This window comes from Cupriavidus alkaliphilus (genome assembly GCF_900094595.1).
Taxonomy (GTDB): Bacteria; Pseudomonadota; Gammaproteobacteria; order Burkholderiales; family Burkholderiaceae; genus Cupriavidus; species Cupriavidus alkaliphilus.
Genome location: NZ_FMAD01000003.1, coordinates 17,483 through 42,902, shown reverse-complemented (window position 1 = coordinate 42,902; position 25,420 = coordinate 17,483). Strand labels below are relative to the sequence as shown.

At 68.6% G+C, this 25,420-nt stretch carries 24 protein-coding genes and 3 tRNA genes; 15 read left to right on the top strand and 12 right to left on the bottom strand.

The features are described from left to right. The first annotated feature begins 192 nt into the window (after window positions 1-192). The 5 genes from GA0116996_RS06835 to GA0116996_RS06815 all read left to right on the top strand — a co-directional run bounded on the left by GA0116996_RS06835 (window position 193) and on the right by GA0116996_RS06815 (window position 2,568). Window positions 193-933, top strand: a complete 741-nt coding sequence (locus GA0116996_RS06835; protein WP_244159778.1) for a transcriptional regulator — start codon at window positions 193-195, stop codon at window positions 931-933. A gap of 182 nt (window positions 934-1,115) precedes the next feature. Continuing rightward, complete coding sequence (locus tag GA0116996_RS06830) at window positions 1,116-2,198, top strand: alpha/beta fold hydrolase (RefSeq protein WP_092308504.1); 1,083 nt, start codon at window positions 1,116-1,118, stop codon at window positions 2,196-2,198. Between the two features lie 106 nt (window positions 2,199-2,304). Further along, window positions 2,305-2,380: transfer RNA gene (locus GA0116996_RS06825), tRNA-Asn, on the top strand. A 4-nt stretch (window positions 2,381-2,384) separates the two neighbouring features. Next, window positions 2,385-2,460: transfer RNA gene (locus tag GA0116996_RS06820), tRNA-Gly, on the top strand. Between the two features lie 33 nt (window positions 2,461-2,493). After that, window positions 2,494-2,568: transfer RNA gene (locus GA0116996_RS06815), tRNA-Thr, on the top strand. Window positions 2,569-2,629: 61 nt separating this feature from the next. Here the strand turns inward: GA0116996_RS06815 and GA0116996_RS06810 are convergent. From GA0116996_RS06810 to GA0116996_RS06800, 3 genes are all read right to left on the bottom strand, one after another. After that, window positions 2,630-3,976, bottom strand: a complete 1,347-nt coding sequence (locus GA0116996_RS06810) for a type II toxin-antitoxin system HipA family toxin (RefSeq protein WP_167355479.1) — start codon at window positions 3,974-3,976, stop codon at window positions 2,630-2,632. Window positions 3,977-3,978: 2 nt separating this feature from the next. Beyond that, window positions 3,979-4,311: a helix-turn-helix transcriptional regulator gene (locus GA0116996_RS06805; protein WP_092308497.1), complete on the bottom strand. Its 333-nt coding sequence runs from the start codon at window positions 4,309-4,311 to the stop codon at window positions 3,979-3,981. Between the two features lie 193 nt (window positions 4,312-4,504). Next, window positions 4,505-5,134, bottom strand: a complete 630-nt coding sequence (locus tag GA0116996_RS06800) for a TVP38/TMEM64 family protein (RefSeq protein WP_244159776.1) — start codon at window positions 5,132-5,134, stop codon at window positions 4,505-4,507. 276 nt (window positions 5,135-5,410) lie between these two features. Between GA0116996_RS06800 and GA0116996_RS06795 the strand changes: the two genes are divergently transcribed. Then, window positions 5,411-6,262: a helix-turn-helix transcriptional regulator gene (locus GA0116996_RS06795; protein WP_092308491.1), complete on the top strand. Its 852-nt coding sequence runs from the start codon at window positions 5,411-5,413 to the stop codon at window positions 6,260-6,262. Window positions 6,263-6,291: 29 nt separating this feature from the next. Here the strand turns inward: GA0116996_RS06795 and GA0116996_RS06790 are convergent, their stop codons facing one another. From GA0116996_RS06790 to GA0116996_RS06770, 5 genes are all read right to left on the bottom strand, one after another. After that, window positions 6,292-7,521, bottom strand: coding sequence for a hypothetical protein (locus GA0116996_RS06790; protein ID WP_092308488.1), 1,230 nt, complete (start codon window positions 7,519-7,521; stop codon window positions 6,292-6,294). Between the two features lie 288 nt (window positions 7,522-7,809). Further along, window positions 7,810-8,322 carry a GNAT family N-acetyltransferase gene (locus GA0116996_RS06785; protein ID WP_092308481.1) on the bottom strand — a complete coding sequence of 171 codons (513 nt, stop codon included), beginning with the start codon at window positions 8,320-8,322 and terminating at the stop codon, window positions 7,810-7,812. A 7-nt stretch (window positions 8,323-8,329) separates the two neighbouring features. Continuing rightward, the gene (locus tag GA0116996_RS06780) at window positions 8,330-8,851 is read right to left on the bottom strand and encodes a phage tail protein (protein WP_092308479.1); all 522 of its coding nucleotides are present in this window, start codon (window positions 8,849-8,851) and stop codon (window positions 8,330-8,332) included. Between the two features lie 13 nt (window positions 8,852-8,864). Beyond that, on the bottom strand, window positions 8,865-9,401 hold the full coding sequence (locus GA0116996_RS06775) for a phage tail protein (protein ID WP_092308477.1): 537 nt from the start codon (window positions 9,399-9,401) through the stop codon (window positions 8,865-8,867). 9 nt (window positions 9,402-9,410) lie between these two features. Continuing rightward, window positions 9,411-9,959 carry a phage tail protein gene (locus GA0116996_RS06770; RefSeq protein WP_092308475.1) on the bottom strand — a complete coding sequence of 183 codons (549 nt, stop codon included), beginning with the start codon at window positions 9,957-9,959 and terminating at the stop codon, window positions 9,411-9,413. A gap of 452 nt (window positions 9,960-10,411) precedes the next feature. Between GA0116996_RS06770 and GA0116996_RS06765 the strand changes: the two genes are divergently transcribed. Beyond that, window positions 10,412-14,542: a putative Ig domain-containing protein gene (locus GA0116996_RS06765; RefSeq protein ID WP_092308471.1), complete on the top strand. Its 4,131-nt coding sequence runs from the start codon at window positions 10,412-10,414 to the stop codon at window positions 14,540-14,542. Window positions 14,543-14,589: 47 nt separating this feature from the next. On the opposite strand, the gene GA0116996_RS06760 is transcribed toward GA0116996_RS06765, so the two are convergent. After that, window positions 14,590-15,051: a hypothetical protein gene (locus GA0116996_RS06760; RefSeq protein ID WP_244159774.1), complete on the bottom strand. Its 462-nt coding sequence runs from the start codon at window positions 15,049-15,051 to the stop codon at window positions 14,590-14,592. Between the two features lie 251 nt (window positions 15,052-15,302). Between GA0116996_RS06760 and GA0116996_RS06755 the strand changes: the two genes are divergently transcribed. Next, window positions 15,303-16,730: a homospermidine synthase gene (locus tag GA0116996_RS06755; protein WP_092308469.1), complete on the top strand. Its 1,428-nt coding sequence runs from the start codon at window positions 15,303-15,305 to the stop codon at window positions 16,728-16,730. A gap of 32 nt (window positions 16,731-16,762) precedes the next feature. Beyond that, window positions 16,763-18,073: an NAD(P)/FAD-dependent oxidoreductase gene (locus GA0116996_RS06750; RefSeq protein ID WP_092308468.1), complete on the top strand. Its 1,311-nt coding sequence runs from the start codon at window positions 16,763-16,765 to the stop codon at window positions 18,071-18,073. 12 nt (window positions 18,074-18,085) lie between these two features. On the opposite strand, the gene GA0116996_RS06745 is transcribed toward GA0116996_RS06750, so the two are convergent. Continuing rightward, window positions 18,086-18,526, bottom strand: coding sequence for a DUF2231 domain-containing protein (locus tag GA0116996_RS06745; protein ID WP_092308467.1), 441 nt, complete (start codon window positions 18,524-18,526; stop codon window positions 18,086-18,088). A 116-nt stretch (window positions 18,527-18,642) separates the two neighbouring features. After that, window positions 18,643-20,172, bottom strand: a complete 1,530-nt coding sequence (locus GA0116996_RS06740) for an FAD-dependent oxidoreductase (RefSeq protein ID WP_244159773.1) — start codon at window positions 20,170-20,172, stop codon at window positions 18,643-18,645. A gap of 183 nt (window positions 20,173-20,355) precedes the next feature. On the opposite strand from GA0116996_RS06740, the gene GA0116996_RS06735 reads away from it, so the two are divergent. Beyond that, on the top strand, window positions 20,356-20,985 hold the full coding sequence (locus GA0116996_RS06735; protein ID WP_092308465.1) for a DUF2239 family protein: 630 nt from the start codon (window positions 20,356-20,358) through the stop codon (window positions 20,983-20,985). Window positions 20,986-20,994: 9 nt separating this feature from the next. On the opposite strand, the gene GA0116996_RS06730 is transcribed toward GA0116996_RS06735, so the two are convergent. Further along, the gene (locus GA0116996_RS06730) at window positions 20,995-21,396 is read right to left on the bottom strand and encodes a hypothetical protein (RefSeq protein ID WP_062799553.1); all 402 of its coding nucleotides are present in this window, start codon (window positions 21,394-21,396) and stop codon (window positions 20,995-20,997) included. Window positions 21,397-21,588: 192 nt separating this feature from the next. On the opposite strand from GA0116996_RS06730, the gene GA0116996_RS06725 reads away from it, so the two are divergent. From GA0116996_RS06725 to ldcA, 5 genes are all read left to right on the top strand, one after another. Beyond that, window positions 21,589-22,095, top strand: coding sequence for a DUF1993 domain-containing protein (locus GA0116996_RS06725; RefSeq protein ID WP_092308463.1), 507 nt, complete (start codon window positions 21,589-21,591; stop codon window positions 22,093-22,095). A 383-nt stretch (window positions 22,096-22,478) separates the two neighbouring features. Continuing rightward, entirely contained in the window at window positions 22,479-23,114 is a 636-nt protein-coding gene (gene queE / locus GA0116996_RS06720) for a 7-carboxy-7-deazaguanine synthase (RefSeq protein ID WP_092308461.1), read from the top strand. 144 nt (window positions 23,115-23,258) lie between these two features. Beyond that, the gene (locus GA0116996_RS06715; protein ID WP_092308459.1) at window positions 23,259-23,735 is read left to right on the top strand and encodes a 6-pyruvoyl trahydropterin synthase family protein; all 477 of its coding nucleotides are present in this window, start codon (window positions 23,259-23,261) and stop codon (window positions 23,733-23,735) included. Between the two features lie 9 nt (window positions 23,736-23,744). Next, on the top strand, window positions 23,745-24,380 hold the full coding sequence (gene tadA / locus GA0116996_RS06710) for a tRNA adenosine(34) deaminase TadA (RefSeq protein ID WP_092308457.1): 636 nt from the start codon (window positions 23,745-23,747) through the stop codon (window positions 24,378-24,380). Then, window positions 24,377-25,333 carry a muramoyltetrapeptide carboxypeptidase gene (gene ldcA / locus GA0116996_RS06705; protein ID WP_092308455.1) on the top strand — a complete coding sequence of 319 codons (957 nt, stop codon included), beginning with the start codon at window positions 24,377-24,379 and terminating at the stop codon, window positions 25,331-25,333. The genes tadA and ldcA overlap by 4 nt, the downstream gene beginning before the upstream one ends. Window positions 25,334-25,420 lie beyond the last annotated feature (87 nt).

Here is a 25,420-nt window from a genome sequence, read left to right as displayed (position 1 = left end):
CGGATGTTCACGCGCCAGGAACTGGACCGTTATTTTGCCTCCTACGTCGGCATGGAAGGAGGCAATCCAGGGGCTGCCGTCTGGATATGCGACCGCAGCCCGGCATGGTCCGAGCCTATCGTCGCACCGCTTCATCCACACCTGGCACCACCGGCATGGGATGCCGTGTTCCGCCAGCAGCATCGACAAGACATGGCCAAGTGGTTTGGCCACCAGTGCGTGGCGCGCATCATGGCCGCCGCGCGGGCGGAGGCGCTAGGGGTGCGGCTCGGCGACAACGACTGGGAACATTACTACTGGGGCCATCTGTACTCGCCGGCGGGCGCGGAATTCAGGCTGAGCCTGTTTCCGCTGCCCGCGCATGTCGACGGCAGAACCACCTGGTCCAAGGCGTTCCGGGGCCAGCCGGAACTGATTCCGCAGAAGCGCTATGTCGCGTTGTGCCGGGAGGGCGAACGCTTCCGCTTTATCGCCAGGACCTGCGAGCGCTGGCGTCCGAAGGTGGTCATCTGCCTGAGCCACCGCCATACCGACGAATATATCGAAGCCTTTTCGCTGGACGGCGTCGCCGGCGAAGAGCACGCGCTGCGGCCGGCGGACCAGGCCAGGCGCCTGCACCTGTTCACCCGGGGCGACACGACGTGGATCATCTGTCCGGCGATCGGCGGCAGCGCCGGCATGACCTCGCAGGTCCAGCTCGATGCGTTTGGCAAGTTCATCGGCGCGCGCCTGGCGGCGAGCGACTTCAGGCATTGCCTCGAACTGGAGACGCACGAGCCGGCGACGCGGCCGCAGCGCCAGCCGGAGCCCCATCGGGAGCGTTATGCCGTGCCGCCGGTGGCGGTGGCCGAGCGCGAGATCGGGCATCGCATCCGCCCGGGCCTGGCATGGAGCGAAGCCGCCATGACAGGGAATTGCGAGACCTACGCGTAGCGCTGCGCCGAAGCGACGGGCCATTTTGTATCGCCGCTTTGTATCGCCGCTTTGTATCACCGTATGGGGCGATCCCCATCCCGATACACGGCGATACACAAGGCCCGCTTTCAGACACATGCCGCTTGCACGGGCCTCCTAGACTTGCGTTCGGATTCACACCACGCATACAGGAGAACAACATGTCGAACGCCATCAATCTGCCCCGTCGGGGCTTTCTCGGTGCCGCCGCGGTGACGCTGGCAGCCGGTTCGCTCGGACTGGCGCGCGCGGCGCGCGCACAGGCCGGTGTGTCGCCGGCGGACGCGCTGCCGACCATCGCGCCGGGCACGCATACCAGCTTTGCCTCGATCCGGCAGATCGACGCCGGCGTGCTCAACGTCGGCTACGCGGAGGCCGGCCCGGCCGACGGGCCGGTGGCCTTGCTGCTGCACGGCTGGCCCTATGACATCCACAGCTTTGCGGACGTGGCGCCGCTGCTGGCGGCGCGCGGCTATCGCGTGATCGTGCCTTACCTGCGCGGCTATGGCTCGACCACCTTCCTGTCGGCCGACACGCTGCGCAACGGCCAGCCTTCGGCGATCGCCGCCGACATGATCGCGCTGATGGACGCGCTCAAGATACAGAATGCCGTAGTCGCGGGCTTCGACTGGGGCGCGCGTACCGCCGACATCATGGCGGCGCTGTGGCCCGAGCGCGTGCGCGCGTTGGTGTCGGTCAGCGGCTACCTGATCGGCAGCCAGGCCGCCGGCCGCCAGCCGCTGGCGCCGGAGGCCGAGCTGCAGTGGTGGTACCAGTTCTATTTCGCCACCGACCGCGGCCGCGCCGGCTATCAGCAATACACGCACCAGTTCGCCAGGCTGATCTGGAAGCTGGCCTCGCCGCAGTGGAACTTCGACGACGCCACCTTCGCGCGCAGCGCCGCGGCGCTCGACAACCCCGACCACGTCGCCATCACCATCCACAACTACCGCTGGCGCCAGGGACTGGCCGCCGGCGAGTCCAGGTTCGACGCGATCGAGCAGCGGCTTGCCACGGCGCCCGCCATCGGCGTGCCCACCATCACCATCGAGGGCGATGCCAACGGCGCGCCGCATCCGAAGCCGAGTGCCTATGCCAGCAAGTTCACCGGCTGGTACCAGCACCGCACCCTGAGCGGCGGGGTGGGCCACAATCCGCCGCAGGAGGCGCCCACGGCGTTCGCGCAGGCCGTGATCGACGTCGACCGGCATGCGCCGGGGCGTGGCGTGCGCGGCGCGGCGTGACCCCTGGCGCGGGCCCTGGAGGCAACGCTGCAAAAGCTTTCAAATCGGGCTTTCAATTCGGCGCAATGATGTTGTAGAATTCGCGCTTCGCTGAACGGCGATATGTTCCCTGATAGCTCAGTCGGTAGAGCGACGGACTGTTAATCCGCAGGTCCCTGGTTCGAGCCCAGGTCGGGGAGCCAGCATGCGGGAGTAGCTCAGTTGGTAGAGCGCAACCTTGCCAAGGTTGAGGTCGCGAGTTCGAGACTCGTCTCCCGCTCCATTTGATTCCGCGTGGTCCCACGCCGGAACACCCGCCCATGTGGCTCAGTGGCAGAGCACTCCCTTGGTAAGGGAGAGGTCGGCAGTTCGATCCTGCCCATGGGCACCATTTCCCTTCCGCTTTATTTCCCTTTTGGTTGATCGATGCCTGCGCCGGCGTCCGCCCGCGTTCACAGGTCCGCCTCGGCCCGCGCCGCCAGCCTGCGGTTGTGCCGGCGCATGCCGTCGAAGATCGCGTCGGCCACATCCAGCGGGAAGTCCGCCGGCAATCCCGACGCAACCTGGTCGATGACCTGTGCGGTCTGCCCGGTCACGTGGTCCAGCACGGCCTCCACCTCTGCGGGAGAAAAGCCGATGCGCTGTCCCTGCGCAAACCAGTGGCGCGCGCGGATCTCATGGATGGCGTAGTGGGTGTTGCGGCCATGCAGCGCCATTGCCAGCCGCGCCTTCTGCGGCGCCAGCTGGTTGCGGCCGCGCCCGATCACCGGATGCGCCGACAGCACGTCGTACAGCGGCGTCGCCTCATACTGGCTGCCCGGCAGGTGGCTGATGCTGAAGTTCTTGGCGTGGCCGTCGGTTGCGGCCAGCAGCCAGAACACCACCTGCGCCATAAAGAAATGCCGGCGGTCGGTCGCGGCAGCGCGCGAACCGGACAGGATCTCGGCAATCTGCCGGATGCCGGGTCCGCCGTCGGACTCGTATTTCTGCAGCGCCGAGATGCCGGTGGCCTGGCACATGTCTTCCTGCGGCAGGCGCAGCAGCCAGGTGCCGCGGCTCGACGGCCTGCGGTCGAAGCGTTCGACCACCAGCGCCTTGGTGCCGGCAAAGCGGGCGATCTCGCACTGCGCCACGGGCAGGCCATAAGCCGCCACGATCTGCGCGCACAGCCATTCGTTTTCCACCGAGGTGCGCATGTCGGCGCGCATGTTGCCCACCAGCCCGAGCGGCAGCTTGAAGATGTGCGTGGTCGGCGTGCTGCCCTGGGGCAGTTGCCAGTGTCCGCACCAGCGCAGCAGCGCGGTTTTCTCCTGGGCGCCGGCGATCGACAGCCGCAGGTCGTCGATGGGCTCGCGATGGCCGAGCACGGGCGCCGACGTGGTTTCGTGCAGCAGCGTCGCAATGTCTTCGTCGCTGAGCGCGCGGCCGCTGACCGTCTGCAGCGCCTCGGGCGCTTCGCCGGGCGGCAACATCTGGATGGCGCCGACGCAGTCGCGTCCCACCGTGGCCAGCAGCGCGAAGGCGTCGGTACCGCCGGCCCGATAGCGCGCCGCGATGCGGCGGCGGATGACATCGCTGTCGGGCAGCAGGTTGTCGAAATAATTGGCTACCGCCGGGCCGCGATGCGGCTGGTTGCCCGGCGTGAACGGCAGCGACAGCGACAGCGGGCGTCCCTGCGGGTCGGCGATCCAGTCTTCGCGATAGACCAGCCGGTCACCGCCGGCGCCGGTTTCCCAATGGCCGACCGGGATGCCGTTCATCCACAGGTCGAGGCGGTTGCCTTGCCGCGCGCGCGCCATGGTCACCAGTCCTCGCGCGGGCGCCGGCCAGTCGCGGGGCGGGCCGGCCCGGTCTTGCCTGTTGGCGCCCCGGGCTTGGCACGGGGGCGGGCGGGCGCGGGCTGCGCGGCGGCGCCAGCCTCGGTCTGCGACAGCACGAGTTCGACGCCGAGCACGCGCAGCACCCGCAGCAGGCGTTCGACGCTGACGGCGGCGGGGTTGGCTTCCAGTTCGGCATAGGTCTGCTGCGTGACCCCTAGGTGCTCGGCCATCACGGCCTGGGTCATGCCGCGGGACTTGCGGAATCCCTGCAGAATCGGACGCAACTGGTGGACGGTCTTGATGGCGTAGTGCATGGCGCGGTCCCGGATCCGGCCGGCGGCCGGACAGATACAGGATATTGCCTGTTGCACGGATTTACAAGCTTTGGCCTGTTATTCGTAAAAACAGGCTATTACCTGTATTGGTGGATTACCGGGCAAAACCTGTGAGATGCCGGCCTCGGCCAGCTGGCCGCGGGTGGCGCCAACGCCCCGCATACCAGGCGTCTCAGCGCTGCGGCAGGCGGCGCGAGCGGTGCTTGCGCGCACGCAGCGCCAGGCCGGCCGCGACCGCCACCACTGCGAGGACACCCACGGCGACAAGGAAGTGCAGGGGCTGGTCGATGGCCAGGCTTTCGCCCGCGACCACGATGCCGAGCGCATAGCCCGCTTCGGCGAGGGCCATGGCCGCGAGGAATTTCAGGAAGGGGTAATGCATGGTGCCGAACAGGTAGCCGGGGATTTCCGAAGGCACCGCGATGCAGAACAGCAGCACCGCCCAGAACTTCATCCGTTTCGACACATAGCCCCGGTATTTCTCCAGCTTGTCCGCGTAGCCGATACGGGCGAGCAGCGGACCGGCCAGGCGACCGATGCCGAAGGCCGCGCACGCGCCCACCAGCCAGCCGGCCCACAGCAGCAGCACCGTCAGCGGCTTGCCCCATACCTCGCTGGCCACCGGTACCAGCACCACGCTCGAGGCAAAGGCCAGCATCGCCGACACCGCAGAGAACACGAAGAACACCAGCGCCCCCGTCACAGGGTGCTGTGCCATGATCCCGCGCGCCCAGTCGACCGCCTGTCCGACCAGATCCTTGAAGGCGGGCGACATCGCGACCGCGGCCACCAGCACGGCCACGGTCCCGAGCGCCAGCCAAAACCAGATCGCGTGCCGGAGCGTGTGCCGCTTCCCAGACAATGTGGCAGACAATTTGCTCAGCATATGAAAATTTAGAACGCGGAGCCGGGGGCAAAGTTTCGGCACCGGTCGCACTCGCCGCAGGTGGTCGGTTCGTGGCTCAGTCGCGTGGCGCCGCCGCATGTCGCCTCCGCGCGCGGCACGCTACAATCCGACGGTCTGGCATTTTCATCATTCTTGTCGTTACTCTTGTGCCGCCGCAGGCGAAAGGCAAGTATGCGCCCCTCACCGACCGCCCTGACGTCCGAGGACAAGAAGCTGCAGGCATTCCGGGATGAAGTGATCTCCCTGTACGAGCACGAGCCCGACCTGCTGGCGCTGCCCGACGTGCTGTTCCCCAGCGTGGCCAGGCTTACCGACGGCGACGTCGTCGGCTATGCCGAATTCCACCATCGCAGCCAAGAGGTCCGCGCGCTGGTCTCGGTGGACGACGACCCCGCCGCGCGGGCGCGCGGCATGCAGGCCTTTGCCAGGCACCGCCACAGCCATCCGTTCTGGCAGTACGACCCCGCGTTCTATGGCGAACGCGCCTTGCGCGAATCGGATTTCTTCAGCGACGACGAGTTCATGGCGCTGCCGATGGCGCGGGAAGCCTTGCTGCCGTCGAATGCGCGGCGGCTGCTGGCGATCGTGTTCCAGCACGAAGGCTATGCGGTCACCGTGGTGAGCTTTCGCGTCAGCGGCAGCCCGCCTTTCAGCGACGGCGACCGCGACCGCCTGCAGGCGCTGCGCCCGCACTTGCTGCGCTGCTATCGCCAGGCGCAGCAGCGCACCGTCGCCAGCCTGGGGCCGGCCGAGCGCCTGCGGCTGGCATTCCCGACCCTGACGCCGCGCCAGCTCGAGGTGTGCGGATGGCTGGCGCAAGGCAAGTCGAACGAGGACATCGCGGCCATCCTCGGCGTCAGCGTCGACACCGTGAAGGTGCATGCGCGCGTGATCTACGACAAGGTCGGCGCGGACGGACGGCACGGCGTGGTGGCGCTTGCCCATACCGTGCCGCCGTTCGCGCAGTGGCCACCGCTGTGGACGCTGCGTACGGCCGCCCCCGCGCAAGGGGCCGCCGCCTGACCGGCGCGTGCCCGCGCCCACCCTGACCGCTACAGCCTGAGCGAAGGCCGCGCCGCGTCTGACTTGCCCGCCAGCGCGCTGGTCACGGTCTTCAGCGTGCGCTGGCTTTGCGGCGGATAGACCGTGGCGGCGATCTCCGGCAGCGGATCCTGCACGCAGGCGCCTACGGTGTTCATGTTGTCGATCACCTGGAATGTCGTGAGGGTGGGCAGGCCTTGCCACCAGACGCCGGTCGTGGTCACGTCCGGCTTGTCGATTTCAAACTTCTTCGCGATCGTGGTGGCCTCGCTGATCGACAATTCTTCGGTGAACGACATCGAATAGGACAGCGTCAGGTTGACCTTGGCGCTGAACACGCCGATGTCGAAACCCGACTCCAGCCCCAGGCTGACCCCGAGGGTTTGCGTTTCGCTGTCGGTGATGCTGACGCCGGTGGTCACGTCGACCTCGTAGCCGGTGTCCAGGCCGGGCTGCCCGGTCAGTTCCACCAGCTGCTGCCATACCTGGCTGATGCTGAGGATGGTGTAGGTGCTGCTGTCCGTTCCCGGCACCAGCATGATGAACGGTGTGCTGGCAGCCACGGTGCCCGGCATTTGCTCGCCGACGTAAGTGGGCGCGGGCGGCTGGACCGGCGCGACGTAGGGCGTCGACGGTGGCGTGTCGAGCGTCACGGTGCTGGCATTGCCCATGAAAACCGGGTCGCTCGGCCCCCAGTTGCTGATGGCGCCCGATGGCTGGAGCACAAAGCCCTGGGTTGCGGTCTGGTCCGCGCCGTTGGTCAGCAGCACCGACTGCACCATGCCGCAGAACGGATACGAAGTGCCGTCCCAGAACGCGCCCACGTAGCTGGTGCCGCTGCTGACCGGTTGTTGCAGCGGATTGCCGGACACCGGCACCGATTGCACCTGCACCCCGTTGATCAGGCCCACCAGGCTCTGGCCCTGGGTCCAGATCATCTCCACCAGGCTCCACTGGTCGGTCGGGATCTGGCCGGCCTGGAAGGTGTAGCGGTTGCCGGCGTTGTCCCACACCTCCGGATAGAGCATCGGCACGTCGCCATCGCCGGTGCCGACGCCCAGGATCAGCGATTGGCTGAGCGAAAACACTTTCTGGTCGGCGGGCAGTCCCGCGCTGTCCACGTAGATCCAGGCCAGCACGTGCACGGTGCTGGCCCCCAGGATGATGGCTGGCGCGCCGGCATTGAACTGCACGGCGCCGGGCGATGAAAAGTCGAATGCGCTGACGGTTGGAGCGTTCATGGTGTTACCCCTCGGATCTTGAATCGGTCATGAAGCAACGGGAACGGCATTTACCCCTGCAACAATGTGCCGCCTTATTGGTCGGGATGCGTGACGCAAGCGCGGGGTGGCGGCTGAGGACTTGTTGTGGCCCGCGCTCCGTGCAGCGATGTCGCGTTGCGCGTTGCGCCGGACATGCATGCTGCTGGGGCAATATAGGATCGCGCCATGCCGGTCGCCATTACTCATCGGGATTAGGGTGAGAGGGCGGGGCGGGGTGCCGGCCGTTGGCAGTAAGCGGCGTTTAACTCAGGCCTGCGCAGGCCCTTCGGCAAGGGAGCGTGGACCGTCCCAGACCATCCGTCGATAGATGCCGTTGTCCTGCACCGTCCGGAAACCGAGCCGCCGGTACAGCGCCTGGGCGCGGTTGTGCCGTTCCACATGCAGGTCGACGGTCTTGCCCGTGCTTCCGGCCAGTGCCAACACCGCCGCCAGCACGCTGCCGCCGATGCCCTGGTGCTGGTGTTCGGGCAGCAAGGACAGGTCGATCACGCGCAGCGCGCAGGCGTTGTGCTGCAGGTACAGGCGCCCGATGGTCTCGCCGTGACGCAGCATCAGCAGGAATTCGGCGTCCGGGTAGGCCTGGTAGGCGCGCTGCTGGGCCTTGAACTGCATGGCGAGGAAGCAGGCGCGCTGCGCCTCGCTCCACCCGGTGCGGTGCATTTCCGCGTCCCGGGTGGTGGCGTACAGGCGTGCCAGGAAGGCTTCATCCGTCGCGGCGACCGGCCGCAGGGCGATGCCGGGCACGGCGATGGCGGTCATCGGCGGCCTACGGGCGCGGCGGATAATCGCCGCTCAGCGCGATGCAGTACATCAGCGCCGTGCAGGGCTGCATGTTCTCGTGCGGCTGGCTGGCGCCGGCCGTGCCCACGGCCTGCGGCGACAAGGTGGTCATGACCGGTGCCGGCGAGGCATTGACGGGGATGCAGCTCTGGTTGTTGGGCAGCATGAAGCGGGCGGGCAGCCTGGCGCTGGCCTCGGTGGACACCGCGCGCGCGGTATCGCCGTATACCGCGTGGTTGTGCGCGGGCATTTCCGCCGCGGTGAGCGTGACCGTGGCGGTGCCCTGCGGATTGCCAGGCTGGTTGTCGACCGGGCCGGTCACGGCGCGGCCGCGCAGGTCGGGCAGGGCGAAGTTGGTGGTGCCGTTGCCACCGTACTGGGTGCCGAGCAGCGAAAACAGCGCCGGGTTCTGCTGGATCGCAATCAGTTGCCCGTCGCAGGCAGCCCAGCCGGCCGGCGGGTAGTTGCAGCCGAAGATGCGGATTTCTCCCAGGTACTGGTCTGACATATTGCCTCCGTGTTCAGCTTTGCGACGGATAGATTCCATCCGTGGCGATGATGTAGTTCAGCGACAGCGTCGGCATCTGGTTGCTGTGTGGCTGGGTGCCGCCGCTCATGCCGAGCGTGCCGGCCGCAAACGCGTTCTTGCCGGGCGGGTTGGCGGTGCCGGCGTCGTAGAAGGCGTTGGGCGACGGCGTGGTGCCGGGCAGTACGCCCGGTCCCGGCGTCACGGTCGAGGCGATGGTGTTGGTCGCCTGGATCGGATGGGTGTGCCCGGGGATCTGGCCCGGCAGCAGGGTTATGCTCGGGCTGCCGAAGGCCTGGCCGATAGTGCGCTGGCTCAGTCCCGGCCCGCTGCCCTGGCCCAGCGGCAGCTTGCCACGCAGGTCGGGTAGCCTGAAGGTGTTGGTGCCGTCGCCACCGTAGAGCGTGCCCAGCAGCGAGAACAGCAGCTGGTACTCGGCAATGCTGAGCGTCTGGCCAGCGCAGAACTCCCATCCCACCGGTGCAAAGTTGCCGGCGAACATGCGGATCTCACCCACGAACGGTTGCGCCATGATCTCTCCTCAACTCCGGCTCGGGTAGATGCCGACCAGCGAAATGATGTAGTTCAGCACCAGCGACGGCTGCATGTTGTCGTGCGGCTGCCCGCCGCCGGTGCTGCCGCAGGCTTCGTCCAGCCATGGCGTGAGCGAGTCCGGCGTGCCGTACAACAGTTCGCCCGGACCGGAGACCGACGGATCGTTGGGGTTATAAAGGTTGCTGGCCGCCAGCACGCGGTCCTGCGACACGCCGACATTCAGCGCCGTCGCCGGGCTGGAAGAGACGTTGAACGGATGGGTGTGGGCGGGCACCTGTGAAGTGGTCAGCGTGACCGACTCGACCCCGGCCGTCTGGCCCTGTGCGATGCCGTCGGGATCGCGGTGCAGCGGCGTGCGGCCGCGCAGGTCGGGCAAGGCGAAATTGGTGGTGCCATTGCCGCCGTATTGCGTGCCGAGCAGGCTGAACAGCGCCTGGTTCTGCGCGATGGACAACAAGGCGCCGTTGCACAGCGCCCATCCTTTTGGCGCAAACGCAAACGCGCACAGACGGATTTCTCCCAGATACTGGTCCAAGATCTGCCTCCCCGGTTGAACAACACCCCAAGACGCGGCGCCTGCCTGCCAACGGCGCCGCACCAATACTGATTTAATTAAATTTGATATCTGATATCAAATTTGATCAATTACGTATTGATCGATTTGACGTATTTTCTGCTCCGGGCCGCGTCAGTATTGCGGCCCGTTCCGCAGCCATCCCGCGCGATTCACGGACAGACCGAAGTGTTGGCGATGCCAGCGGAAAGTCAACAAAAATAACAACGCCCGTCCCGAGCCGCCCGGCCAAGCATCGGCGCGCCGCGCTCGACGACGGCAATGGCAACCCGCCGCAAGCCGCGGGTGTCGGGAGAAATCGGGTGTCAAGAGAAGCCAGGGGTTGCGCCGGCGCGGAGCGTGCCGGGCAGGCGGCGGGGGCCGTCGCACGTGTCCGTCGGTGGTGGCAGGGCTGGCGTTGCCGGCTCGGGTCGGTGCTGGTGGCACTGTGTCTGGGTTTGCTGCTGGGGTCTGCGGCGCCGGCATTTGCCGTCTCGTGCACGCTGAACATCGCCGCCACGTCCAACCAGCAGAAGGTCTATGCCTTCACTGCCGCGGACTATGCTGTCTGCGATCCTAACCAGTTCGGTATCGCCTACGAGGCCGGCGGCAACGGCAATTCCGGCGCATCCACCAATAGCACCCCCACCGCCCAGGGCGGCACGCTGTACATCTACAACAGCAACCTGCCGAATGGCCAGAACGAGAACGGCTTCGTCTACATGCCGCCGGCCAATTTCACCGGCACCGACAGCGCGACGTTCTTCACCAGCGACAATGGCGCGACCTGGGCGCCCAACGGTACGGTGAACTTCAATGTCACCGCCGGCCCGCCGACCGTGACCGCGGTGACGCCTTCGTCCGGCCCCCTCAGCGGCGGCACCGCGGTGACCGTTACCGGCACCAACTTCGTCGGCGTGACTGCGGTCAGCTTCGGCGGTACCGCCGCATCGTTCGTGGTCAACAGCCCGACCTCGCTGACGGCCACGGCGCCGGCGCGCGCGGCCGGCACCATCGACGTCACCGTGACCACCGCCGGCGGCACCAGCGCCATCAGCGCCGCCGATCAGTTCACCTATGTCTCGGGCCCGCCGGTGGCCAACAGCGTCAGTGCCACGGTGGCCTACGGCAGCGCCGGCAACCCCATCACGCTGAACATCACGGGCGGAGCGGCGAGCAGCGTCAGCGTGGCGACGCCGCCCAGCCACGGCTCGGCGATCGTCGCCGGTACGTCGATCAGCTACACGCCCAACTCGTCCTATGCCGGACCGGACAGCTTTACCTATACGGCCACCAACGCCTCCGGCACCTCGGCGCCAGCTACCGTGACGATCACCGTGGCGAGCCCGACCCTCTTGTATGCGCCATCGTCGCCGCCCCCGGCCTCGGTGGGCGTCGCCTACAGCCACTCGCTGGCAGTAGCCACCGGTGGAACCGGGCCCTACACCTATGCACTGGCGGGGGGCACGCTGCCGGCCGGCCTGACGCTGTCGGCATCGGGTTTGCTTGCGGGTACGCCAACGGCAGGCGGGATCTTCAATTTCACGGTGCGGGTGACGGACAGCAGCACCGGAACCGGGCCTTTCAGTGTCATCAGCGGCCCGTTGTCGCTGGTGCTGGGCGGTGCGGCGATGAACCTGTCGCCGTCGCCAGGCGGGCTCAGCGCGGTGGCGGGAACGCCGTTCAGCCAGGCCTTCACGGCGAGCGGCGGCACCGCTCCCTATGCCTACGCGATGACGGTCACCGGCGGCATCATGCCGTCCGGGCTGGCGTTCAATAGCGCGACGGGCGTGCTGGCTGGTACGCCGGGCACGGCTGGGACCGTGTCGTTCACCATCCAGGCCAACGACAGCAGCACGGGGACGGGGCCGTACAGCGTGGCCGGTGCCTATACGCTGACCATCGCCACGCCGACGGTGGTGCTGGCGCCCGCGACGCTGGCCAATCCTGCGCTGGGCATCGCTTACAGCCAGAGCGTGACAGCCAGCGGCGGCACCGGGCCCTACACCTACAGTGTGATCGCGGGCGCCTTGCCGCCCGGCCTGACGCTGAACAACACGACCGGCGCCATTGCCGGCACGACGGCGGCCGGCGGCAGCTACAGCTTCACGATCCAGGCGACCGACAGCCTCGGTTTTACCGGAAGCCGCGCGTACAGCCTCACGATCGGAGCGCCGACCATCGTCATCAACCCGGCGACGCTGCCGCAGGCGACCGTCGCCACGGCCTACAGCCAGGCTGTCACGGCCGGCAGCGGCACGGCGCCATACACGTTTGCGATCACGGCGGGGACCTTGCCTGCCGGCATGACGCTGTCGGCAGGCGGCGTGCTGTCGGGCACGCCCACCGCCGGTGGCACTTACAACTTCACCGTCAGTGCCACCGACAGCAGCACCGGCACCGGGCCCTATACCGGCAGCCGCGCCTACACGCTCACCGTAGGCGCGCCGGCGCTGAGCCTGTCGCCGGCGACGCTGCCTGCGCCGGTCGCAGGCGTTGCGTACAGCCAGGCGTTCACGGCGGGTGGCGGCATCGCGCCGTATACCTTTGCCGTGGCTGCCGGAACGCTGCCGGCGGGGCTGTCGCTGAACGCGTCCACCGGGGTATTGAGCGGCACGCCGTCGGCGCCCGGCAGCCATACCTTCACGGTGCGCGTGAGCGACAGCAGCACCGGCGCCGGCGCCCCGTACAGCACCACCCGCGTCTATACGCTGGCGACGGGGCAGGGCATACCCTCGGCGCCACCGGTGGCGGTGACCACGCTGTCCAATGCGCCGGTGACGATCCATGCCGCCGCCAATGCCGCCAACGGCCCCTTCTCCGGCGTCAGCATCGTCACGCCACCGCCCAGCGGCAGCGCCGTGGTGAACGGACTGGACATCATCTATACGCCGGTGCCGACCGCGTCGGGCCCGATCACGTTCACGTATGCGCTGGCCAACAGCGCCGGCACCTCGGCGCCGGTGCCGGTGACCGTCACGGTCAATGCGGTGCCGGTCCCGGTGGCGCAGAGGCAGGTGTCGACGCTGGCGGGCCGGCCCGTCGATGTGGATGTCACCGAGGGCGCAACCGGCGGTCCGTTTACCGGCGCCGCGATCGTGTCGGTGGTGCCCGCCGATGCCGGCACCGCCACCGTCGCCAGCGTCGCGCCGAAGACGCCGGCCGCGGACGGCAAGCAGGTCGCCGCCACCGCCTACACCGTCAACTTCGTACCCGCGGCCGCCTTCGCCGGTACCGCGGTGGTGACCTATACGCTCAGCAATGCCGTGGCGACGTCGTCGCCGGCGCTGATCCAGGTGGCCGTGGCAGCGCGCCGGGACCCGTCCACCGACCCTGACGTGGTGGGGCTGGTCAACGCCCAGATCCAGGCGGCCCGGCGCTTTGCCACCGCGCAGATCGCCAACTACAACCAGCGCCTGGAGGCACTGCACGGCAAGGGCAGGGCGCCGTCGGGCAACCAGATCTCGGTGGTGATGCCGCGCGCCCAGGCTGATCCGGAACGCTGCCAGGCGGTCGAGGGCTTCGCCGCGCGCGATGCCTGCCTGCGCGGCACGGCATCAGCCGGCCAGCGCGGGCGCGCCACCGACCCTGCCGCTGGCTCGCGCACCGCGCGCGCGGCGGCAGGCGTCGGCAATGGCGTCGGCAATGGCGCTGGCAATGGCCCCGGCAATGCGCCGGACCTGCCCGGCGGCGCGGACCCTGGCGGCCAGCCTGCCGGGGAAGACGCTGACGACGCGCGCCTGGCGTTCTGGACCGCGGGCACCGTCGACTTCGGCTTCGCCAATGCGGGAACCCAGCGCTCGGGCTTCCGCTTCACCACGGGTGGCGTGACGGCCGGGGCCGACTATCGCTTCTCCGACCAGCTCACGCTGGGCATCGGCTTCGGCTATGGCCGCGACAGCACCGACGTGGGTTCGGCCGGCACGCGCAGCACGGCGGACAGTTTCAGCGCCGCGCTGTACGGCAGCTACCGGCCGCAGCCGTCGCTGTTTATCGACGGCGTCGCCGGCTACGGCTCGCTCAGCTTCGATTCGCGCCGCTGGGTGGGCGACGAAAGCGCGTTCGCCTACGGCAAGCGCGACGGCCACCAGATCTTCGCCTCGCTGTCGGCGGGATACGAGTACCGGAGCGAGGCCTGGCTGGTGTCGCCGTACGGACGGCTGTCAGTGTCCGACAGCACGCTCGACCCGTTCACCGAGACCGGTGCCGGGTTCAGCGCGCTCAAGTATTTCGGCCAGACCGTGACCACGGTGTCCGGCACGCTCGGGCTGCGCACGGAATACGCCACGGCGACGCGATGGGGCCTGTTCCTGCCGTTCGCGCGGCTGGAATACCAGCATGATTTCAGCGGCCAGAGCGGGGCCGGGCTGGCGTACGCGGACCTTGCCGGCACCGGACCTGCTTACACGGTGGTCAACGCGCCATACGGGCGCGATCGCCTGCAGCTGGGACTGGGCGGCAAGTTGCGCACGCGCTCGATGACGTTTGGACTCGACTACAACGTGATGGTCGGCATGGGCGGGCTGCAGCAAGGCGTGCGGCTGACGTTCGCGGCGCCGTTCTAGCCGGGGCGCCGCGCCCGCGCTGCTGTCCGCGCTCAGTCGCGCGCTGCTCAGCGACCCATGCCGGTTCCGGGCGCGCCGCCCGACGGTCCGGTGGTGCCGGTGCCGCCGGTGCCCGTGCTGGGCGCGTCCAGTCCGCCGCTACGCGTGGTCCCCGGCCCGGTAACCGACGGCGACCCCGTCGAGCCCGAGGGCGCGGCCACGCCCGATGCCCCCGCCGCCCGCCCGGCGCCGGCATCGGTGCCATGTCGTTTGCCGGCCGACGAGCGCGAGCTGCCGTGCGTGTCGCCGCTGGCGGCCTTGCCGCCGCCGTCGGTCATGCTGGTGCCGGTCCCGGGCGTGCCCGGGCTGCCCGGCGTGCCGGTCGTGCCCGACGGACCCGTGCCGGCGCTGCCGCCGCCCGAGCTGCCGCCGGCGCCTCCGCCAGCACCACCCGCGCCCTGCGCCAGTGCCGCGCCGCTGGCCAGCGCCGTGCAGGCAAGCCACGCCATCATCCATGTCCGAGCTTTCATCGTCGTCTCCTTGCGTTGGAAGCACGGCAGCCGCAAGGGGCGTTCCAGCCCGGCGCGCATGGTGGCGCGCACACCGTTGCAAGGTTTGCCGGTGTCCGGTGGCAATAGTTACCTGAGGCCACATCGGTCGGTGTGCGCGGCAGCAGGCAGCGACATATCGCTGCGCAGGGCGCGCCTCAGGGGACCGGCATGCGGATTGCTTATGAGAGATAGAAGTCATCTCCGCAGCGGCGGTATCTCGGGAGCACGCGATGGACTCGCCGGCAACCACTTTCAAGAAGTTCGGCGGACTGGCCGGCCGCATGCTGGTCGTCGGTTTCGGCAGCATCGCGCGTTCCGTGTTGCCGGTGTTGCTGCGCCATCTCGACATCACGCCGGGGCAGATCACCGTGATCTGTCCGGCCGGCAACGATCTCTCCATTGCGCAGGGTTATGGCATCCGCGTAGTGAGCAAGGCGCTGACCGAGGAAAATCACAAGCAGGTGCTGCAGGATCTCGTCGGCGAGGGCGACTTCCTGCTGAACCTGTCGGTCAACGTATCGAGCGAGGCGCTGGTGCGCTATTGCTGGGAGCACGGCGCGCTGTACCTGGATACCTCGATCGAGCCGTGGGCGGGCGCGGCCACGGACCCGGCCGCGCCGCTCTCGCGCCGCAGCAACTATGCCTTGCGCGAAGGCGTGCTGGCGTTCCGCCTCGACAAGCGCGACGGGCCCACCGCGATCCTGACGCAGGGCGCCAACCCGGGCCTGGTGTCGGCACTGGTCAAGCAGGCGCTAATCAATATCGCGGCGGACAACGACGTCGACCATGAAACGCCGGCAAGCTTCGAGGACTGGGCGGCACTGGCGCGGCAGCTGGATATCCGTGCCATCCACATCGCCGAGCAGGATACCCAGGTCGGCGAGCCGCGCAAGGCCGCCAATGAGTTCATCAATACGTGGTCGGTCGACGCCTTTATCGAGGAGGGGCTGCAACCGGCCGAACTCGGCTGGGGCACGCACGAACGGCACTGGCCGGCTGATGCGCGGCGGCACGGGTTCGGCTCGGATGCGGCGGTTTACCTGACGCGTCCGGGATTCGCCACGCGCGTGCGCAGCTGGACGCCGCTGGGCGGCCCTTACCACGGCTTCCTGATCACCCACGGCGAATCGATTTCGATTGCCGATCACCTGACACTGCGCGACAGCGGCGAAGTCGTTTACCGGCCCACGGTGCACTATGCCTACCACCCCTGCGCGGACGCGCTGTTGTCGATCGACGAACTGATGGGGAACGGCGGCCGCAAGCAGGACCACCAGCGCATCCTGCGCGACGACATCGTCGCCGGCAGGGACGAGCTCGGGGTGTTGCTGATGGGCAATGCGCGCGGCGTCTACTGGTACGGGTCCCGGCTGACCACGGAACAGGCCCGGCAACTGGTGGAACACAACACCGCCACCAGCCTGCAGGTGGTCGCCGGCATCCTGGGCGGCGTGGTCTGGGCGCTCGAGCATCCGCGCGCGGGCGTGGTCGAGCCCGATGACCTGGATTACGAAGCGGTGCTGCGCGTGGCGCGGCCTTACCTGGGCGAACTGGTCGGCGTCTATGGCGACTGGACGCCGCTGACGCAGCACTCGCAGCTGTATCCGGAGGCGGGCGACGAAGACCCCTGGCAGTTTGTCAACGTGCGCGTGCCGTAGGCGCGGGCCAGGCGCAACCGGAGCCGAAGGCGATGTCGGGGCTGCTGCAGAAAGAACTGGGCGTCATCGAGAACTCGTACTACGAGGCGAGCGTCGCGCGGCCGGCGCCGAGCCGGCCGTTGCAGGGACGCACGGATGCGGAGGTGTGCGTGGTGGGCGGCGGCTATGCCGGCCTGTCGTGCGCGCTGGAGCTGGCTGCGCGGGGTTTCGATGTTGCGCTGCTCGAGGCGCATCGGATCGGCTGGGGCGCTTCCGGGCGCAATGGCGGCCAGGCCATCGTGGGCTTCGGTGCGGAGGGCGAGGGCGCGATCGAGCGCCAGTGCCCGGCCGAGGTAGCGCAGGCTGCCTGGAATGCATCGGTCGAAGGCATGCGGCTGCTGGAGCAGCGCATCGCCGCCTACGGCATTGCCTGCGACCACGTGCGCGGCTACATGACGCTGGCGCCGAGGGCGCACAAGGTCGACGGCCTGCGCCGCTGGGTGCGCCATATGCGCGAGCGCTATGACTATCCGCTCGAATGGGTGGAGGGTTCGCAGCTGGGCCGCCATGTCGCCAGCGACCGCTTCGTCGCGGGAGCGTATGACCCGCACTCGGGCCACCTGCATCCGCTCAAGTATTGCCTGGGGCTGGCCGATGCGGCGCGCCGGCAGGGTGTCGAGGTATTCGAGAATTCGCCCGCCTACCGCGTCGAGCGCGACCAGGCGCCGGTGGTAAAGACCGCCGAGGGCGAAGTGCGGTGCCGGCAGGTGGTGCTGGCGGGCAACGTCTACCTGGGCGAATTCGGCGACCATCTGGCGCCGGAGATCGCGGCGCGCATCATGCCGGTGGGGACGTACATGATCGCGACCGAGCCGATGGACGCGCAACGTGCCGCCGCGCTGATGCCGAGCCGGGTCGCGGTATCCGACAACAACCTGATCGTCGACTACTTCCGTCTCAGTGCCGACAACCGCCTGCTGTTCGGAGCCGGCGAGACCTTCAGCGCGCGCCCGCCCGGCAACCTGGTGCAACGCATCCGCGCGCGCATGCTGCAGGTGTTTCCGCAGACGGCGGACCTGACCATCGATTATTCCTGGGGCGGCTTCGTCGATATCACCATGAACCGGGCGCCCGACCTGGGCCGCATCGGCACCAACCTCTACTACGCGCAGGGATTCTCCGGCCACGGGCTGTCGTTTGCCGGCATGGCCGGCAAACTGATCGCCGAGGCGATGAGCGGCGATGCCTCGAGATTCGATGTCTTTACCCGCATCCGGCATCACCGCTTCCCGGGCGGCGCGCTGTTCAGGACCCCGGCGCTGGTGCTGGGGATGTGGTACTACAGGCTGCGCGACCTGCTGTAAGGGCCCGCCAGGTCACCGCAGCGGTGCGGGCGGCGTCTGCACGCCCACGCCGTGGACATGCACCATCTTCCCGCCGAGCCAGCCGGACACCACCAGCAGGCCGATGGCGATCGCCGACAGCACGATGGCGCCGGCACCGGCGCCGCGCATGCGCCACCAGGCGTTGACCACATAGAGCGCGACCACCGTCAGGTTGATGCCCATGTGCAGCAGCGCAATGCGGCGGATGCCGCTGGGCAGCGACAGCAGGTCGACCAGGCCAGGCAAGGCCGCGATCAGCGCGCCAATGATGCCGCCGACCATGGCATAGAGGGCCACCACCGGCCAGTTGGGACTGTCGCCGCCGAAATAGCGGATCAGGTCGCAGGCAAAGGAAAAGACCCACAAGCCGATGGGAATGGTGATCAGCATCGGATGGATCGGGTGCTTGGCAATGCTGGCGGGAGTGAGCATGGCGACTCCTTTGACGTTCAGGACGCATTCATGGCGCATTCATGGCGCGCAAGGGCCCTCGCGTTCGCCGCGCCATCGCAATGCCATCGCAGTGCCGGCGCGGCGTGCCTCCCCGTTCAATGATGGCGCTGGTCGTCCCGTGTCACGTTGACGGGTTCCAGGCCACCTTTCGCCGGACCATGCAGCACCGAGCCATCGACGCCGAAGCGCGAGCCATGGCATGGGCAATCGAAGGATTGCTCCAGGCTGTTCCACTGGACCAGGCATTTCAGGTGCGGGCAGGTGGCGTCGAAGGTGTGCAGGCCGCCATCCGCATCGCGGAACGCGGCCACATGGCGGCCGCCTGCCTTGACCACATGTCCTGCGCCCGGGGCGATGGCATCGAGCGCGACGCCGTCGTCCTTGCCGAGCCAGTCGGCGTACTGGACCACCACATTGGCGTTCTCGCGCGCGTACTCGACCACGGCCGTCACCGACTTGCGCGACGGATCGTAAAGCTCGGCCCAGTCATTGGTGCGGTCGGTGATCTGGTCGCGGATCAGCATGCCGGCGATCGCGCCGTGGGTCATGCCATTGCCGGAATCGCCGGTCACGACATAGACATGGGCGTCGCCCGGGTTGCGGCCGATAAAGGCGACCCCGTCGACCGGCTCCATCACCTGGCCCGACCACGCGAACACGGGTTCGTCGACCACGGGGAAGCGCTGGCGGGTCCAGTCGACCAGCCTGCCAAAGCGCTGCCCGGCATCGTCCGCCTGGCCGACCTTGTGGTCCTCGCCGCCGCTGATCAGCAAGTGGTAGCCGGCGTCGAGGTCGCCGGCGATGCGCACGTAGTGGTAGGGATCGAGCGTGTCCCAGAACTGGCACAGCGGCATGCTGCCGCGCGGCACCTTCATGCCCACCACGAAGGTCCGGTATGCGGCCTGCTTGGTATGGATGGCAAAGCGGTCGATAAACGGCGTATTGGTGGCGACGATGACATTGCCGGCCTCGATGCGCGCGCCGCTGCCGGTGCGCACGGTGGCGGGCCGGCCGTCCTCGACCTCCATGGCGCGGGTCTTGCCGTACACCTTGCCGCCGCGGCGCTGGATCGCGTCGACCAGGCCGCCCAGGTACTTCAGCGGATGGAGCTGGCCTTGCCGCGGAAACCGCAGCGCCGAGCGCAGCGCCACCTTGCCAGTCGGCACGTCGCCGGCCCGCTCGACGTCGTCCAGGCCGGCCCGGTGCGCGGCATCCAGTTCCCTCGCGAGCAGGTCCTCGCCATCGGCCGATTCGGCAAAGAGAAATCCATCGACGCGCCGGAAGTCGCAGTCGATGGCCTCCGCCGCGCAGATCGATTCCATCCGCGACACCGCGGCCGCGTGGCTCTGGGCCACCTGCCGTGCCGCCTGATGCCCGAGGTGGCGTTCGATGTAGAAAAAATAATCGTCGAAGGCCGTCATCAGGTGCGCGGTGGTCCGGCCGGTCTCGCCCGCGCCAGGCCCGTCCGCATCGATCACGATCACGGCCTGTCCGGCCGCGGCCAATTCATAGGCGACCGACAGCCCGGCGATGCCCGCGCCGATCACGCAGGCGTCGCAGGTCGCGTCGCCGTCCAGGGGCGGGCTGGAAAGGGTGGTCCCGGCTGCCCAGTATGAAATCGTCATGCCGCCCGACCTCCGCTTGTTCGGCCTATGTCTCAGTGATAGGTCAGTGGTGCCGGCGCAGGTATCGGGCGCGGTCCTACACCCTGATGGCCGGATCGCCATAAATTACCCGGGTAATATTGACTTCTTATTTCATCCGGGTAATATTTGGCGATGTTCTTGTTTCTCTTTCGCAGAGCTGCCATGACCGCCCTGATGCCTCGCCACTTCACCACCTTCGACGGCCACCGCCGCATTGCCTCGGGTCCGCTGCCGGACAACGCGCTGGCGCTGAGACGGGCCCTGGACCACGGCGCCGCGGGGCCGGTGCTGGTGTTCGACGACTGCACCGGCCGCTCGATCGACCTGGATACCAGCGGTACCGAAGACGAGATGCTTGAACGGTCGGCAGTGCGCGCGGCGCAGCTGGCCGCGCCGCACCCGGCGGCCGGTGAGGTCGGCGAGGGCGGCGATGTGCCGCAGACAGCCGAACCGCGCGGCCGCGGCCGGCCCAGGCTGGGGGTGGTATCGCGCGAGGTGACGCTGCTGCCGCGCCACTGGGAATGGCTGGCCGCGCAGCCGGGCGGCGCCTCGGTGGCTCTGCGCAAGCTGGTCGAGCAGGCACGCCGCGATCACGCCGGCAAGGACCTCAGCCGCGCCGCCAGCGAGCGCGCGTATCACTTCATGGTGGCGATTGCCGGCGACCTGGCAGGATTCGAGGAGGCGAGCCGGGCGCTGTTCGCCCGCGACCTGGCGGGATTCGCCCGGCAGATCGCGGACTGGCCGGCGGATGTGCGCGAACACGCGCTGCGGCTGGCCGACAGCAACGGCTGAGCGGCGCGCTCAGGTTCCGCCCAGCAGGTCGTGCGCATCAACGATGGCGTAGGCGATTTCTGGGTGCGCCTCCATGCTGCGCCGGATCGCGGACGGGATCGACTGGCGGATCTTGCGGCACAGGCCCGGCTGCTCCAGCACCTGGATGCTGATGCCGCGCACGGTGCGCACGCCGCGCGCGCTGGGCGTGATGCTCAGCACGATGCCGAGCTGGGCCTGCATCAGGCCCTCCATGCGCTGCAGCTCGGCCAGGCTGGTCAGGTTCTCGAGCCGTTCGACCAGCCGCTTTTCCTCGGCGCGCGTCAGGCGCAACACGCGCAGGTCGGCATCGGGGTCGCTCAGCAGCGCTTCGCGCCCGCAGATGCAGGCACCGGGCGGGCACTCCGTGCGGAGAGGGAACGGCGCGTTCATGTCGGGCGCAGGCTGGGCAGGGCGGCGGGATTGCAGGATTGCGGGGGCGGTGGCTGGCTATGTTAAATCAGGATGCCGGCCCGCGGCGCATGGTCGGCAGCGAAGGCCGATCCGGTCTATGCTCGCGGCTGCGGTCCGGTCCGCATGCCGGGCCGCAAGACAAGCAACCCGCCCCTGCACAGGAGACCCTCCATGGCACTTTCGATGTACGACGTTTCGATCCCTCCGTTTATCCGCGCCCTGGGCCACCTCGACGCGATCCTCGCCAAGGGCGCGGCGCACGCCCAGGCGCAGGGGATGGACCCGGCCGACCTGATCCAGACCCGCCTGATCGCCGACATGGATGCGCTGCCGGCGCAGGTGCAGCGCGCCAGCGATGCCGCCAAGGGCTGCGCCGCGCGGCTGGCCGGGATCGAGGTGCCGTCCTTTGCCGATACCGAAACGACCTTTGCGGAACTGCAGGACCGCATCGGCCGCACCATCGTGTTTCTCGAGCAGATCACGCCGGCGCAGCTGGAAGGCAGCGAACAGCGGGTGGTCGAACTGAAGCTGCCCCAGGGCCCGCTGCGCTTCGACGGCAAGTCCTACCTGCTCGGCTTTGCCTTGCCCAATTTCTATTTCCACGTGACCACCGCCTACGACATCCTGCGCCACAAGGGCGTGCAGATCGGCAAGCGCGACTATCTCGGGCTGAAGTAGGCGCGCAACGGGCCGGGCGGGCCGCGCCGACGCGGGCCCGACGCGGCCCGGCGCGAGCGCTGTACATCACCTTTGCCGGGGCGGACGGGGCTGCGGCGGCCGAGCGGAAACCCTGGGGCCTCTGGTATACTTGCGGCACGTCCGGCCCAATGCCGGGCGCAGCCTGCGACAGGCCAGGACAGCCCCACCCGGCAGCACCCGCGCTGCCAGCACAGCCGCCCCGATCGATACGTTTCGGTCCACAGAGGGCGCGACACGCGCCAATGTGACCACGCGGCGCGAGGTCCGGCTCCGGCCCTGCCCATCCTTTACTGAACCCCGGCCAGCAAACGCTGCCGAACTGCTGCGAACCGCTGTTTACGGTCCGAGAGAGACCCCCACGCATGACTTACGCCGTCAAGGAAATCTTCTATACGCTGCAGGGCGAAGGCGCCAACGCCGGCCGCGCCGCGGTGTTCTGCCGCTTTGCCGGCTGCAACCTGTGGAGCGGCCGCGAGCAGGACCGCGCCAGCGCGGTGTGCCAGTTCTGCGATACGGATTTCGTCGGCACCGATGGCACGCGCGGCGGCAAGTACCGCAGCGCCGAGGAACTGGCCGCGGTGGTCGCGTCGGAGTGGCCGCAGGGTGCCGGCGGCAAGCCGCTGGTGGTCTGCACCGGGGGCGAGCCGCTGCTGCAGCTCGATGCGCCGCTGATCGACGCGCTGCATGCGCAGGGCTTCGAGATCGCGATCGAGACCAACGGCACCATTGCCGTGCCGCCCGGCATCGACTGGGTCTGCGTCAGCCCCAAGATGGGTTCGGAGCTGGTGGTCACGCGCGGCGATGAGCTGAAGGTGGTGATCCCGCAGGAAGGGCAAGACTTCGCCGCATACGAGAAGCTTGATTTCCGCCATTTCCTGGTGCAGGCCATGGACGGTCCGCTGGCGCGGGAAAATACCGCCGCCGCGGTGGCCTTCTGCCAGCGCCACCCGCGCTGGCGGCTGTCGCTGCAGACCCACAAGCTGCTGGGCATCCGCTGAGCGGTCGCGCGGGTGGCTCCGGCCCAGGCGGCATCGGGGCGCACAAGGGCATCACGACCCAGGCAATTCAGTCCACAATAGAGGCTTCGGACGCACGCGCGGCGTCCGCTTCAACGCAGGCGGCCGGCACCGGCGCCGGTACACATGAGCAAACAAGTTTCCATCACCCGCCGGCTGGAGTTCGACTCCGGCCACCGCATCCCCAACCACTGCGGGCAGTGCCGCAATATCCACGGCCACCGCTACCGGCTCGACCTGACGCTGTCGGGAGAGGTGCTGCATCGCGAGGGCGCGTCGGATGACGGCATGATCCTGGATTTCGGCGATATCAAGGCGCTTGCCAACGAGCACCTGGTCAGCAAGTGGGACCACGCCTTCCTGATCTATCGCGGCGACACCGCGCTGCTGAACTTCCTGCAATCGATGGAAGGGCACAAGACCGTGGTGCTGGACGCGATCCCGACGGTCGAGAACCTGGCCCAGGTGGCCTTCGACATCCTGGCGCCGGTGTTCAAGGACTGCTTCGGCCACCAGCTGCAGCTGACCAGGCTGGTGCTGTTCGAAACGCCCAACTGCTGGGCCGAGGTCAGCGCGCCGGTGCAGCTGCCCGCGCAGGACTGAGCGGCGACGATGACGCAGCCGCCGCTGCCGCCTTCGCCGCCACCGCTGCCGCTGCGTGCGCCGCGCGCGCTGCCGGACGATCCGGCGCAAGCCGCCGAGCGCGACGCGCGCTACATGCGCGCCGCGCTCGAAGAGGCCCGCCTGGCCGAAGCCGCGGGCGAGGTGCCGGTGGGTGCGGTGGTGGTCTGGAACGACACCATCATTGCGCGCGGCCACAACCTGCCGATCCGCTCGGTCGACCCGTCGGCGCACGCCGAAATGCAGGCCCTGCGCGCCGCCGCCCAGGTCATCGGCAACTACCGCATGCCCGAGTGCGAGCTCTACGTGACGCTGGAGCCGTGCGCCATGTGCAGCGGCGCGATCCTGCATGCAAGGCTGCGCCATGTGGTGTTCGGGGCGAGCGACCCCAAGACCGGCGCCGCCGGCAGCGTGGTCAACCTGTTCGAACAGGCCCAGCTCAACCACCAGACCAGCATCACCGGCGGGGTGCTGGCCGAGCCCTGCGGCCAGATGCTGAAGGACTTCTTCGGCGCCCGCCGCCGCGCGCAAAAAGCGGCGCAAAAGGCCGCGCAAGGGGCGTCGGCACAGAACGCTGCACCCCAGCCGGCCGCCGGACCCGACCAGAACCACGACACTGAAGCATGAGCACGCCGAACAGCAGGCCGCATACCGAAGTCCGACTGATCGCCTCGTCCGGGTATCCGCACGATGTCGCCACCGCCGCGCGTGGCTGTGCCTGGCTCAAGCACCATGGCTATCACATGACCAACCCGGACGTGCTGGCGCGGCGCTACTTGCGCTTCGGCGGCACCGACGCGGAGCGGCTGGCCGACCTGCACGCGATCGGCACCGGCGTGCCGCATGAGCTGACGCTGGCGGTGCGCGGGGGCTACGGCATCGCCCGCCTGCTGGCGCAGGTCGACTTTGCCCGCATCGCGGGGCAGGCATGTGCCAGCGGCACGCCCATCGTCGGCCACAGCGACTTCACCGCGTTCCAGCTGGCCTATCTGGCGGCCACCGGCGGCGTCACCTTTGCCGGACCGATGCTGCTGGCCGACTTCGGCGCCGAAGCCGTCGACGCCTACATGTGGGAGCACTTCGAGGGCATCCTGCGCAATCCGGCCTACCGCGTCGACATCGCCGCGCCGCAGTCCGGCGGGCAGCCGTTCTCCGGCAGCGTCGAGGGCACGCTGTGGGGCGGCAACCTGGCGATGCTGTGCAGCCTGCTGGGCACGCCGTTCATGCCGCAGGTGCAGGGCGGGGTGCTGTTCCTGGAAGACATCAACGAGCCCCCTTACCGGGTCGAGCGCATGCTGGTCCAGCTGCAGCAGGCCGGCGTGCTGGGCGCGCAGCGCGCCATCGTGCTGGGCGATTTCTCCAATTACCGCGTCACCGACTACGACAACGGCTACGACATGGACGCCGTGGTCGCCTACCTGCGCGAGCAACTGCCAGTGCCGGTGCTGACCGGCCTGCCGTTCGGGCATTGCGCCCGCAAGCTGACGCTGCCGGTCGGGGCGCAGGTGCGGCTGTCGGCACGTGCCGACGGCTTCAGCATGGCGTTTTCGGGCTATCCGGTGCTGCCGCCGCCGGCCTGAGCCAGCGGCTTTCCGCCGCGCGCGCCGGTCGCAAGGAATGCGTCCGGATGATAGAATGCGCGGTTATTTCCTGATTTCCTCCCGGGT

Excerpts from the sequence above, each read along its gene's own strand:
- GA0116996_RS06835 (WP_244159778.1), top strand. The coding sequence starts at position 193 with ATGGCCAAGTGGTTTGGCCACCAGTGCGTGGCGCGCATCATGGCCGCC.
- GA0116996_RS06830 (WP_092308504.1), top strand. The coding sequence starts at position 1,116 with ATGTCGAACGCCATCAATCTGCCCCGTCGGGGCTTTCTCGGTGCCGCC.
- GA0116996_RS06810 (WP_167355479.1), bottom strand. The coding sequence starts at position 3,976 with ATGGCGCGCGCGCGGCAAGGCAACCGCCTCGACCTGTGGATGAACGGC.
- GA0116996_RS06805 (WP_092308497.1), bottom strand. The coding sequence starts at position 4,311 with ATGCACTACGCCATCAAGACCGTCCACCAGTTGCGTCCGATTCTGCAG.
- GA0116996_RS06795 (WP_092308491.1), top strand. The coding sequence starts at position 5,411 with ATGCGCCCCTCACCGACCGCCCTGACGTCCGAGGACAAGAAGCTGCAG.
- GA0116996_RS06790 (WP_092308488.1), bottom strand. The coding sequence starts at position 7,521 with ATGAACGCTCCAACCGTCAGCGCATTCGACTTTTCATCGCCCGGCGCC.
- GA0116996_RS06785 (WP_092308481.1), bottom strand. The coding sequence starts at position 8,322 with ATGACCGCCATCGCCGTGCCCGGCATCGCCCTGCGGCCGGTCGCCGCG.
- GA0116996_RS06780 (WP_092308479.1), bottom strand. The coding sequence starts at position 8,851 with ATGTCAGACCAGTACCTGGGAGAAATCCGCATCTTCGGCTGCAACTAC.
- GA0116996_RS06775 (WP_092308477.1), bottom strand. The coding sequence starts at position 9,401 with ATGGCGCAACCGTTCGTGGGTGAGATCCGCATGTTCGCCGGCAACTTT.
- GA0116996_RS06760 (WP_244159774.1), bottom strand. The coding sequence starts at position 15,051 with ATGAAAGCTCGGACATGGATGATGGCGTGGCTTGCCTGCACGGCGCTG.
- GA0116996_RS06755 (WP_092308469.1), top strand. The coding sequence starts at position 15,303 with ATGGACTCGCCGGCAACCACTTTCAAGAAGTTCGGCGGACTGGCCGGC.
- GA0116996_RS06750 (WP_092308468.1), top strand. The coding sequence starts at position 16,763 with ATGTCGGGGCTGCTGCAGAAAGAACTGGGCGTCATCGAGAACTCGTAC.
- GA0116996_RS06745 (WP_092308467.1), bottom strand. The coding sequence starts at position 18,526 with ATGCTCACTCCCGCCAGCATTGCCAAGCACCCGATCCATCCGATGCTG.
- GA0116996_RS06740 (WP_244159773.1), bottom strand. The coding sequence starts at position 20,172 with ATGACGATTTCATACTGGGCAGCCGGGACCACCCTTTCCAGCCCGCCC.
- GA0116996_RS06735 (WP_092308465.1), top strand. The coding sequence starts at position 20,356 with ATGACCGCCCTGATGCCTCGCCACTTCACCACCTTCGACGGCCACCGC.
- GA0116996_RS06730 (WP_062799553.1), bottom strand. The coding sequence starts at position 21,396 with ATGAACGCGCCGTTCCCTCTCCGCACGGAGTGCCCGCCCGGTGCCTGC.
- GA0116996_RS06725 (WP_092308463.1), top strand. The coding sequence starts at position 21,589 with ATGGCACTTTCGATGTACGACGTTTCGATCCCTCCGTTTATCCGCGCC.
- queE (WP_092308461.1), top strand. The coding sequence starts at position 22,479 with ATGACTTACGCCGTCAAGGAAATCTTCTATACGCTGCAGGGCGAAGGC.
- GA0116996_RS06715 (WP_092308459.1), top strand. The coding sequence starts at position 23,259 with ATGAGCAAACAAGTTTCCATCACCCGCCGGCTGGAGTTCGACTCCGGC.
- tadA (WP_092308457.1), top strand. The coding sequence starts at position 23,745 with ATGACGCAGCCGCCGCTGCCGCCTTCGCCGCCACCGCTGCCGCTGCGT.
- ldcA (WP_092308455.1), top strand. The coding sequence starts at position 24,377 with ATGAGCACGCCGAACAGCAGGCCGCATACCGAAGTCCGACTGATCGCC.